The 12,855-nt window shown below is 45.6% G+C and carries 5 protein-coding genes; all 5 read right to left on the minus strand.

From position 1 onward, the window contains the following. Positions 1-135: 135 nt before the first annotated feature. Positions 136-2,295: an OmpA family protein gene (locus B9G53_RS16110; protein ID WP_094534062.1), complete on the minus strand. Its 2,160-nt coding sequence runs from the start codon at positions 2,293-2,295 to the stop codon at positions 136-138. Between the two features lie 5 nt (positions 2,296-2,300). Then, positions 2,301-7,385: an OmpA family protein gene (locus tag B9G53_RS16115; RefSeq protein ID WP_094534064.1), complete on the minus strand. Its 5,085-nt coding sequence runs from the start codon at positions 7,383-7,385 to the stop codon at positions 2,301-2,303. Beyond that, on the minus strand, positions 7,385-8,812 hold the full coding sequence (locus tag B9G53_RS16120; RefSeq protein ID WP_254923684.1) for a hypothetical protein: 1,428 nt from the start codon (positions 8,810-8,812) through the stop codon (positions 7,385-7,387). The genes B9G53_RS16115 and B9G53_RS16120 overlap by 1 nt, the downstream gene beginning before the upstream one ends. A 197-nt stretch (positions 8,813-9,009) precedes the next feature. Next, complete coding sequence (locus tag B9G53_RS16125; protein WP_094534068.1) at positions 9,010-9,576, minus strand: DUF11 domain-containing protein; 567 nt, start codon at positions 9,574-9,576, stop codon at positions 9,010-9,012. 93 nt (positions 9,577-9,669) lie between these two features. After that, on the minus strand, positions 9,670-12,342 hold the full coding sequence (locus B9G53_RS16130) for a hypothetical protein (protein WP_094534070.1): 2,673 nt from the start codon (positions 12,340-12,342) through the stop codon (positions 9,670-9,672). Positions 12,343-12,855 lie beyond the last annotated feature (513 nt).

Raw genomic sequence — 12,855 nt, forward strand, 5'->3', positions numbered from 1 at the left:
GACTGTTGCTTTGTGTTTAACGATCTTCGGATAACTTTTCTAATCGTTTTTTTGATTTTGGCAAACATTACTTTCGCACTCCACATACTTTTACTAGCTGTCAATTAAGAAAAAGAATCACTCAAAGAATAATCATTATTCCAATTGCAAATCTTCCTGTTGTGATTCAAAGCGAATCTCGACATCACGCACATCGGTAAATTCAATCTCGACTCGCCGATCGCGGGCATAGTCAGTAACTTGATTACCCTGTGAAGCGCGTTGCGTTTCACCCAGCGATCGCACGGTCATGCGTTCAGAGGCAATACCCTGTCGCATTAGGTAATTACGCACTGCACGCGATCGCCTAAAGCCCAGTTCACGGTTATAGGTATCACTTGCCCTAGGGTCAGTATGTCCTGCGAGGGTAATCATAATTGTGGGATATTGCTTTAATACATCAGCGATCCGATCTAGGATTTTAGCGCTGGTGGGGCTAATTGCATCACGATCTAGCGCAAAGTGAATCTGTCGCGGAACAGATAAAACAATTACTTCGGGTGGAGGTGGAGCTTGCACAACTTGGGGTGGTGTCGTACAGGCGGGAATAGTTGCATCGACCTTGGCAAGCTCAGGAGCCGACAGATCAGGATTAACGATTCTGGCATTGAAGGCTGGCTCAGAAGTACCGTACTGTGGATCGGTAGCGATCGCGCTAATCGTATCGCCCACTTCTAGATTACTGAGCGATGCGCTAAATTTGCCATTAGCATCAGTTTTAACCGTGGTCAGATATTCACTGAGAGAGCCATAGGGCAGATTCGGATCAATTTTGCCAGTAACGCGATAGAGATCAATTTCTGTGTCAGGGTCAGCATTACCGTCAATATTGACCTTATCGGCTGTAAACATGGGAAAAGTAGCAGCAAGGAAAGTCGGCGCATTGATCGCCCCATTAGCCGTATCCACTCGCCGAAAATGGGAATCGCGGAGGCGGTTAATGCCATCACCTGTAATGAAATCGCGAGTATTCACATGGCGCTGCGAAATCAAGTCAATACTCAAGCCCTTGAGAGCCGAAAAAGTATTTTTGCGAATTAAATTGCGATCGCTTTTCGGATAAGCGGCGATCGCCACACCTGCACCGCGTTGATTACTAATTTGGTTGTTAGTAACTCGATGATCATTACCCATGAGATAAATGGCGGCGTAGTTGGTACTGCGATCGTTAAACAAAATGCGATTATCTTCAATGGCGATCGCGCCTTTTGGCTTGAATAGATAAACGCCACTGCCATCATTAGCGCAGAGGATATTGCCCTTGATGCGTAAGTTGGCAATTTCACCTTCGAGATAGATCCCGTGAGGCATTCCATCAAAACCATTACTAGTAATTGCATTTTCGAGAATCTGCGTTCCTGTTGCTTTCACCGATGTGACGATGCCACTACCCTCGTGGTAAGCAATGCGGTTGCGGCGAATCAGCGTATCGGTGCTATTAAATAGATAAACCCCAAAACTAGAAGGTTGCTTAGGCATTTTGCCTGTGGGTGTAATACCGAGCCAGTTAGCTTCGAGTCTTACCCCTTGAGGGGGGCGATTGCTGTCATAGAAGGGAGAAAATTTGGCGGGTTGCTGTTGCTGTGTGGTGTCGGGCGGTGGTGCTTGGTGGGAAATGAAAATATCGGCGGATGGTGTGGTCGTGGGGACGCTTTCGATCGCATTAAAGCCATAGATACTTAAACCTCGAATCGTCACATCATCAGCAACAATCGTCAAACCTCGGAAAATTTCTACCCCATCATCAGGAGTAATCTCCACAATTGGCTGTGGAATCGCTAGCTCTTGAGCAAAGGAACTGTTAGCGTCATAGCCCGCTTGGGTTGTACCGTCAATGGTCAGGTATGGGCTACTGATGTCAGGTAGAGCCTTGCGTAACTTAATCGTGGTGCGATCGCTAGGTAAATTAAATCCAATTCGTGAGCCTTCAAGTCTGGCGATTAATTGTGGTTTTACTTGATTGCGTTCAGCCTCACTGAGTTGCTCAAGGGTGAGCGTGCCATTGGCGATCGCGATCGCTTCGCGCAAGGTCAATTCCCGATCAGGTTGGATTTCACCATCTTGATTGCTATTAACCGTGATCTGATATTTAGGGAAATTTAGCAGTGTTTTTTGGGCGGTGATTTGAGCAGTGTTTTGGGCGATCGCCATATTATCATTTGCCTTAAACGTTGCCATCGCGATACCAGAGATACCGATCAACCCGATAGAACTAATCAATGTCGCTGTTAATTTTTTGCTGGTTACTTTTCGCATAGTCTCTAGTTCTTAAGATTTGAGAGTTGATCGGGATCGATCACAAAGCCGCTTTTCTCGGTAGTGCTAATTCCCATCGCCCGCAGGAGTGCGGTTACGGTGTCACCATCACTAGTCAACAAGAAGTTAAAGGCGGTGGCAAGACGGCGGGTGGCTCCATCCGTAGGATTGATATTGGCTGGACTATCCGCAGAATTATTTACGGTTAGTTCATTACCCAATAGCATACTTACAAGTTGGGTTGGTGAGGTTTCAAAGGCATAACTCCAGAGGCGATCACGATCATCCGATGGGAAAGCAGGATCGACAGGACGAGTGATCGCTAGCAAGAACGAATCGACGGTTGGCAATTGAGTTAACAAGGGGCTAAATTCAAGATTAGGTATTTGAATAGAGGTATTAAATACTGGATTGAATTGGGGATTAAGTTGAGAATCAGGAATTGCGCTTTCCAGCCAATTGGACAAGCGGCGATCGGCTTCTAACAAAACCGCCAAGGGCGATGTGGAAGTGGTCGAAGTTGCCAAGGGGACAGGAATTGTGGTAGCACTTGCTTGGGAAGTTGCTGGGGTGGTTGGGGTGGTCGCAATATTGATATTGCTCTCATCTACATTCAGCGAGATATAAACTTGAGAATTTCCTGCCTGATTGGCTCTATTAGAACTTAATAAAATGCGATCAGAACTTACGCCCTTATCCAGTAGATAGCTCCTGACAGCAAGTAATTTAAATGTTTCTAGATCCTGTCCTGACACAGCACCGAAGGCTGAGCTAGTCTGAATCTCAAACATCAAGCTAGGATTGGTATTCAGTCGCTCAATCATCCGATCCAGTGTGGCATAGCTCAAGTCCGCAATTTTACCGTCGTTGCCAACATCCACACCTACAGAAATGTTAGGAGTTGCTCCACTAACATTAGAAGGCTGATTAACAGGTGTGGCATTAGCTTGCAGAGTAGATTGAGCATTAGGTAAGATGCTCTGCAAAAATTCAGTTGTCGGCGAATTGGATGCCATCGTTTGCAAACGGGTAGCGATCGCATTAAAGACATCGGCTTGACCACTAAGCGCAAAACTAACGGGGGTCGCATTGGCCGCACTAGCTTGAGTGGAACTGTCGGCGCTAGCAATACCACCTAAGGAGCGTAAGATCATCTGCGTACTTGCCACACCTCTTTCTAGCAAGTACTTTCTCGCCGCCATCATGCGATTCGCCGCAAGATTATCACCTGAATTCATCTCGGCAAGTGAGCCAATATATCCTTGGATATCAATGGAGAGATTATTGTATTCCTTCAAAACTGCGGCTAAGTTTTCTAGGATCGCAATATCTGATACTGCTAACTCTGCATTCTTAGCTTGACTGCCCTCTTTAAAGGTCAGCGATCGCGCCACATTTAGGCTGATGATTTGAGGGCTAGAGGGAATCGCCGCCGCTAGTTTCTGCTCTGGTTGCGGTGTTTTTGCTACAGGTGCTACAGGCTCAACAGGATCTTGTTGCTGGCGGGGAGGAGTCTTTTGCAAACCAAATCCATCAAACAATTCGTTCAACTTCACAGTGATGCCTGCATATAGCCCACTTGCCGATCTTGAACCATTAAAATCGCGATCGACATTTACGGAACCACTGCTATAACCAGCCGCTAAACGTAAATTTGGAGTCAGGTAATAACCCACTTCGCCAACTAATCCTAGTTCGCTATAACCTGCGGTTGGTTGATTGAGTAATCTCGTTTCGCCGACCAGTTCGACGTTATAGCCAAGACGATAGGTAACTCGAAATTGGGATAAGTTGGTATTCGACACACCTGTAAAATCACGGGCGATCGTGGTAGTGCTATTTCTCAAAGCAAGCTTGCCATAAAATTCCCATTGCCAATTAGGAGCGTAAATTGCTTCTAGGGCAAGTGTATGATCGTTATAGCCACTACCACTACCGAGCAGCAGTGATTCTGGCACAATACTAGGATTTTGGCGGTATTCATAACGTAAGAGAACGTTAAATTTGTCATCTTCAGGATCTCGATAGGCAAGCCCGACCTTGAGATTGGAGATCGTTCCTAACCCAGAAATTAGTTGGTTTGCGGCACTAGATTGCTGATAGTTAAACAGCATGGTCAAGGCTGGAGATAGCTTGCCTAGAGCCGAAGCGGTAAATACGGTGTTAGTGCTGGTATTATCGCTACGATGCTCAAATCTAGCACTTGCCTTGAAGTCTGGATTATCGGTATATTCCACACCGATGTTATAACTATCGCCATTTTGGAAAGTTAGAGCGCTAGAGGATTGACCAACCGCAAAGGGTTGCAAGAATGATGTTCCTGTAGTTGTTGCCGTCGTAAAGCTGCCAAATATATGCTCATAGCCAAAACTCATCCGTAGTCCTGGTAGAATTTGCCAGCGTTGGTTAATCCCTAAAGCACCCTGAGTAGATGCGGCATTATTCGCGCCACCAATCACCGAATAACGCCCCGTAAAGGTTGTATCGCTACCAAGTTTATACTCTCCCAACAAATCAGCGCTGGTGATGGCATTGCCTGCTAGAGGTCCTGAATGGAACCATTGCTGCCCCAATCTGGCGGTTAAACCTTGCACAATTGTCCAATCCAGTGCGAGAACACTGCGATCAGGAATAACGGCATCGGAGCTTGCGGTCAGGCTAACTTCATTTTGGGCTGTTACTCGGAGATTATCAGCAATTGGCACACTGAGACGCGATCGCAATTGAGTAGAGTTACTCGACAACAAGTTTGGCGATTGACGATCTTGGCGATCGCGATATAGCAAATCGAGATTGAGCAGCGCCGCCCCAATATTTTGCTGCACACCCAAGCTAATCGTGCGGAGTGAGTTATTTACTGCCGATCCAGGAATCGCTTCTTGTCTTGGGGAAAGCAAATCAGCAAGGGTTGTCAGTGGACGTGGGGCAATGCCAACATTATCCTCTTGGTCGTAGCGCAATTGGAGACTGGTTGAGGGACTGACTTTAGCACTGAGATTTGCACCATATCGAGTTTGTCCTGGGACAAAACTAACCGTGGCATTATTGGCAAAACCTGTTTCGGCTTTACTGTAATAGAGCTTACCGAGAATACCTGAAGCAATCTCACTGTTTAGCTCAAAGCGCATCGCTGAGCCGCTCACATAACCGAAGAGTTCCGAATCGTTTTGCGATCGGGCATATTCAGCAATCAGTTGAGTCTTCTCGCCAAAGGAGATGAGCGCATTCGCACCATAGAGAACAAAATTGCGAATGCCGAGACTTTCTTTAAAATAATTTGCACCAATCCAACTAGGTTGACTTTGGCTACGGTTGAGATGATAACGCAGTTGTCCACCATAGAGACTGCTATCACCGCCGATTTGCTCATTCTGATAAGTAACAACTATTTGGCGACGCAAGAGTTGTCCAGCATCACCTAGCTCGGTCTGCAATAATGGCTGCCGAAATAAAATCGAGCCATTGTCATAGTTAATATCGTAATCTTTGCCACGGATTAGCTCTTGGCGTGCAACCACTGTCCCTGCGCTAAAGAAATCAATTAACTCGATAGTTACATTCTCACTACCATTAATCAACAGGCGTTTTGAGAGAAAGTAAGTGCCACTTGTGCCGTTCGGGGCGATCGTGTCGCGCTGAAAGCCTTTGCCAACGTTACTATAAAAACCCGTAATTTGCAGATCGCCTAGGTTAAAGTTCCCTTTAAACCCTTGCAGTTGTCGAGAAATTGCACTGAATTGTTGCGATCGCGACGCGAACTCCTCCGTGTTGTAATTTCCCCACATGAAATAATCTGTACTCGCACCCTGCACAGGCGAGTTACGCTCAAACCGCAAAAACAAACTGTCATAGGATGGAGTCGTCTGGGTTACGGAAGAACTATCTCCATACACAGGATATTGCGGGTCGCAATATTTCTCTGTACCAGTTAAACTGCTGTTGCCAGCACAGTCTTGACTCAAGGTACGGCTATTATTAAAAGCACCAGTAAATAACCATTCGCCAATACGACCAGTCCCAAACACGGCTCCGTACAGGTCAACTTGAGTGCGATTGTCGCGATCGGCAGGCAAGAAGTCACGCAAGCTGCGATAGAAGTCAGTGCCTCTTGCTCCAACTCGCAGATCAATTACCCCAGTCACCAAAGAAGGTCGCAGATCAGCCTCAAACTGAACTTGCGTAAAAGCTTCCATTTGAGCATTGAGCGCTCGGATCGTGACTGTTCCTGTCTTCAAACCCGATCGCAACTGAGTGGAAAACTTTCCTTGTTTGGCTTCGACCTGAAAACCTGGCTGTTCTGGCGAAGCATCAGTACCGATAAATTCGCCTTCACTGGCTTCTAAGGTGACTAAAGCATCCCAGTTGGAGCGATTGCCATCTTCATCAACTAATTGTCCATCAACTGTTACATAGGAACGACCATCCGCAGGAATCTTTGACTCTAATGTACTAACGACTAATTTGGTAGGAGCGCCGCGAACTTTTAGATTGATGGAACTAGAAGCTGATTCGGAGCCGATCGCTCTTGCCGTGATTTGGTTGTTACCTGCTTGCAAAGGTACGCCGTACCATGTTTGCGTAATGGTTTTATTAGTTTCATCTAATTCCGATCGCCCAATCGAACTAGGATCAACAGCTTTCCCATTCACCAAAAGCTCAATCTTGACATTGCTTGGCATCTGGATCACTACGGTCGCCGCAGGCGCATCTAAAACAGCGCCAACCGTAGGCGAAAGAATAACGATGCGCGGTGATGGGGTATTAGATAAATCCGCAGTTGGATTAGCTGTTGGATTAACTGTGTCAGCAATTTTTGGAGTATCAGCAACAGGCTCAGAAGTCTTGACATTGCTAGGAACTTGTTCAGGCGCTGAGGATTTCTCTAGGCGTTGAGAATTTGTATTCTGATTAAGCTTTTTCGCAATCTGATGATCCGTTTGACTGGTTAAGTTTTCTTCCTGCTGAACTTCTGGATCATTTTTGACATCAGCAATTGACTCTGCTTTGACCATTGATGTTGTCAGCAACATCAAAACCTGCGGCAAAACCAAAATCCCTAACTTTACAAGAGGTGCAGAAGTGTTTTTCATTACTTTGTACCTTCCTGAATTGTATCGCTAATACCACGAGCCGTAGGGGTAACCGCAAAGTTGACACGCCCTAATCCCCCAGGAGCAAGCCTGACTAAACGCGATTGACTATTGCGCTCAATAAAATATAAATTTGGTGCGAGTGTGTATCCTGAAACAGAAGTTAAGTCGATCGCCAAAGTACGACTGCCAGACAGAACATTACTGAGAGAGTACAGTCCATTCGCATCAGTGACAATCCGATTACCATCATCCATATAAATCACCGCATTCGGTACACCCGGCTCACCTGGTTGTTGTTCACCATCAAAGTTTTTATCGACAAATACTCGTCCAACTAAGGTTCCACAATCGGACAAGATCCCTGGACGAATCCGCATCAAATGTGATACAGGACCAGTACGAACGATGCGTCTATTATCAGTACGAGTACCTGATATAGAGGCTCGGTTAATCCCATTCCCACGAATCGCATCATTGGTGACCTGTGCAGCATAGACAATATTCAGGGGAATATTATCAGCCGCTATAGGGAGTGCAACATTGGGACGGAAAGTCAAGCTTCTACCATTCCGTTCTACGGTCACATTAACTGCATTCCCACCAAGCTCAGCACGAACTGAACCATCGACATATTGGAAGCCTAGTGGTAAATCATCGCGAATTTCGGGGTTATTAATAACCGTAGTTGATAGATTCTTAGCATTTAAGCGATAAACAACAATATCGCCTGGTTCAGCAGCGGCGCGATCGCCTGTTTTTAAAAGTTGAATTGCTTGAGCTTCACAGGTCGCGATATTGATATTATTGACTGCCACAGCTAAACTCAAACCTACAGTTTCAGCATTAGAGATATTAATAACTCCATTTACAGAGGTAGCTTCACTCGTAGCAGAGATCGGTTCGCCATCTAAAGAAGTCGCTGTATAGCTAGCAACATTACCATTGCGTGCAGTAATTGTAATTCTGACCCGTCGTTCGGCAAGTGCCGAGTTTGCTGGTGGCTTCACAGCTAAAATGTACTCTCTCCCCACATCAACTTGTCCACGACCGACATCCAGCAAAAAGTTGAATCGCCCCTGATCGCTATTGACCAAGACAAAAGGATTAGAGTTATAGAAATTTGGACTTATACCAACAGCTTGTTTTGTTTTAGGCGGTACTGTAGCGGTTAGTGAAACGGGTAAGCCAATATCGCCAGTTGAGTTTAGTAATTCATACAAGCCCACGCTAAATCCTGTGTAATCTGCTAATAGACCGCCATCACAGGAGGTCAAGCTACCAAACGGATCGATTAGGGGGGGGATTGCTGCTGCTGCCGATACTTGAAGTTGTGCAGAAACACCCTGAAAAACTGCTCCTGAAGCAATATCAGTGTAAGTGAATGTAGCAGTATTCCGAATTGGTGTGGCGGCTGGCTGTGCCAAACTAAACTCACATACTTGAGAAGAGCCAAGCAGAAATATCGCAGTAAGGCTTAAACTGTTTCGCAGAAAATTCTGTTTTATTGCACAATTTCGAGTCTTCATCTTCAACAGTTAACCTTAAGCCCTGTAAATCTTTGCAGAGACGGAATCTAGGCTTTAGAGTAGGCGAATTTATGTTGTCCTACTCTAAAGTGTATTTAGCGAATGCGAACTTGGTAGGTTGCGTAGGCAACTGTTTTCGCAGAAAAGTTATCACCAAATCTCCATCGGATGTTGGTATACATACTCTCAGGTGCAGGACGGGTAACAATTTCCCCACTTTCCAACTTGACTCGAATTGTGGGCTTGTCAGTGTAAGTTTTACCGCCGTCAATGCTGTAGTCTAATTTTGCACCTTCTATGTTTGGTAGAGTTGCTGAACCTAAGACATAAACAGACCCTTTGGGAATCGGTTGATTGACGACTAATTTTTTGATTTGCCGATCGCTAGTATTGCTAGCAGTCACAACATAGCGAATGGTTTCCCCTGGGCGGAGTAAGGCATCAGTGGGCATCGGCTTCCAATCGACGCGCCCAGAAGCTGTGGCAACAATTGATTGCCGTTCAGCAGCAAGTTTTAGTTGCACTGGGGATTCTTGCTTAGCCGTTTGAGCGATCGCAGGATCGCTATTTTGCAAGCTAGCTAAGCTGGGCATTACCGCAGCAAAAGAAATGGAAGACAAGAGTGCGATCGCGCCCAAGCCGATTATATTTATAGGTTTCATTTGGATCACCTGACTTATAAAAATCAAAAGTAGAAATTTAGATTTTGAGAAGTACAAAGTCCTTCCCAAAATCTAAATTCAAGATACAGTTATCTATCTAACACGACGTTGGAATGTAAAGACTCCATTAGCACCTGGTGCTATCGTTGGAATGCTGTCGAGATATCTGGTGACATTCACATCTGTAGTCGTCGTAGGTGTAGCCCCATTAAAGAAGGTGATCACCGCGCCAGCAGTAGCATCCGCTGCCGTACTAGCCACGTTGAAAGTAGTAGTAGCCCAGTTGTTAGTACCAGCCGCACCATCTTCGGTAATGACGATGTTGTTCGCATTCAAGATCACATTTCCGATACCAGATGCAGGAGTGGAAATGTTGCTGTAGGTAATCTGATACAGGATAATATTGCCTGGTGCAGGAGTTTTAGGATTACCATTTAAAATCGCGTCTGCAGGCAATACTGCAGGACCTGTTCCTTGGAGGATTTGAGAAGCCTTGACGAGATTCAAGTAGCCTGTGTATACACGATCCATCTTGATGTTGAATGGATTGTCTTGACCTAGTACAGTTCCATTAGTTTTGAATGTTGTTCCGTCGGCAATATTACTATTTACATAAGAAACGATTGGTACAGAGTAACCAGTTGTGACCACAGCACCAGCAGGAAGATCGACTATAACTGTATAGAGTTGAGAGACTCCTACTGCGATGGTAGGGATAATGATCGGTGCTGCGACAGCGTCTCCTGTACCAGCAGCATTTGCACCACTGGATGTCAGAACGAAACTACCAGCAGTGAGCGTATAAAGAGCAGTACGACCACCAAAGGAAATTCTCACAATTGTGCCATTCGGCAAAGCTGCGTGATTGGCGAGGTTGGTTAAATCATAGGCTTGGATTTGGGCTGGTGTAGGTGCTGCTGTATTATTCACAGCTTGAGCCGCCAATGTTGCCGAAATTGGCTCCAAAGTCACATTGTCCAACTGATTGGTGTTGGTCGCAGGGTTTTGAACCGTATTGGTAAATGTAATCGCCGCTGGATCGTATGTGCTTCCGGGGAGAACATTAGGAGGAACATCGGTTGCCGACTTGTTGACAAAGTCAGTTTGAGCCGTTCCATCTGGACCAAGAGCGCCAGGTACTCCTGGAGGGCCATTCAAGATAATCCCAGCGGGATTGATTGTAAAGACGTTGTTTTCACCACCAAGACCAGTACCTTGGTTGTTGCTGGTGGTATCACCGATCGGGTCAGTACCGTTGGCGGGGTCAGAAACACCAGTGGGAGAAGTTGCGGGTGTGGTGATTGGAGCTGGGGGTACACCTGCTTCATAGTTATTTGGATTCTGGTCACCAGACTCGTCATAAACTAGAGGATTGGTCGGACTGATCGGACCAGCCGTAGATTGACCAAATACTTGAGCAATGTTGGCAATAGTGACAGGAAGAGCGGCGACACCAGTTGTAATTACGCGGAATTGGAAGCCAGTGGCATCTGCCACTGTCGTGGTTCCTGCTGGTAAAGGACCAACGGCAACATAACCAATTCGGGTCACACCAGCAGCAGGGACAGCACCAGTTTGCCAGTTTTGCCCTACGGCTAGAGGTCCAGTAGCAGTGGCTACTGTGCTATAAACCCTTGTCCAAGTAACTCCACCAATGGTTACGGTGGCAGCTCCAAAAGTATTATCTAGAGTAGTCTGAGCAGGAATTGCATCAGAGATTAAAATTCTATCAGTAGTAGCATCAGAAACGCCATTAAGAGTGATACGTGTAGGTAGTAATGGCGCGGGAGTAATGCCAACAGCGGGAGGGGTATTCTCAACCCTCAAATCTAAACGATAAGTAAGTTGGTCATCGGTGAGTGCGGCAGTTCCAGCAGCATAAGCAACGCGAGTCTTCAGGACTGTGGCTAATGCAACGTTATTAACTGCTGTCGCCAAAGGCACTGTCGTGAAAGCTGCCGCTTCACGAACACCGTTAACAGGTGTACCTGCACCAACGTTGACAGTACGAACTTCATCTGCCCCAGTCGCAGGATCAGCCCCAACGGCTGGAGGTTCTGCGCCTGTATCAGGCTGATTTTGAGTGCCTGCGCTGTTGTCGTTAGCACCAGTATTTCCCAATCTGACTGAGACTGGGTTGCCTGCCACAGTTTCGGTGACAGTCACAGGCACTACTACCCTGATTGTGCCATTAGCAGGAATGCTTCCATTAAATCCAGGAGGACCGCCAGCCGCGATAACCGCAGCTATGAACACAGCATCTGTAGTCAAACCACTTGCGGGGACAGCTACAGGTGTCGTCAGGACAATGCCATTGATTTCGGTGACAACCAGCCCAGCTTTAGCTAATGCGCCAGCATTGCCAGCAGTTGTACCAAGAGTTCCACCAACAATTGTCGGTGCGGGGATGTAGACAGCCGTAGGATCGTTACCGACGTTAGTAATTAAGAAAGCGTAGTCAACTGCATCATTAGTTGTGACACTACCACCATTAATATCAAGTAGCCCAGCAGGGGTGTTAGTAAGACCAGCAACTTCAGCCACTGTAGCTGTGACTTCATTTGAGGTGGTGTTAATCGGTACACCAGGGTTGTTTGGGTCCTCGTAAGTACCTGTAGCTCTGTTTAGGATTTGCGTGTTAGCAGGGGTTAGCTGTGCTGAGGCAATTAGAGGCATTAATAATGACACCCCACCCATTGTCAATGTCGCTGCTATCAACCGATAGAATGAAGACTTTGAGCTATTATTTTTACTATGGTTACGCATAAAGGCTAATTTTCCTCACTAAAAAAGCAATGATGTATTTCGTTATCAGGTGATGGTTAATAACTACCAGTTTTTGACAGCAGCGATCTATCAGTAATTGATTCAGCAGTTGATTTTTAACTAAAATTTGACAGAAATATCCTAGACTTCGATTAATCAAATCGAAATTCAGCAATATATTTACAAACAATAGAATCAGCCTACAAGAAACTATTTGAATACAATACAAGATGTCTAGGAGCCTCTCCTAGATAGTAGCTATCTTGCATAGCTATTCAAATCAAATGATATTTATTCAGGTTTTTCTATCTTAACGATGGAATTATGACTGGATAAACTTACTAGCGAACGTGTATCTCACACAAGATTTAGATTGTATACCTAAAACTTATTGCATATATTGATAAATCAATATGCGAGAACAGCTTACATTATCTTACCCACTTAATACAATATGCTATCTAAAATATCGTCTTTTAATTTTAATTTTTCTCAACCTATATTCAAATCCAA

Origin of the sequence: Pseudanabaena sp. SR411, assembly GCF_002251945.1 — a bacterium.
Lineage (GTDB): Bacteria > Cyanobacteriota > Cyanobacteriia > Pseudanabaenales > Pseudanabaenaceae > Pseudanabaena.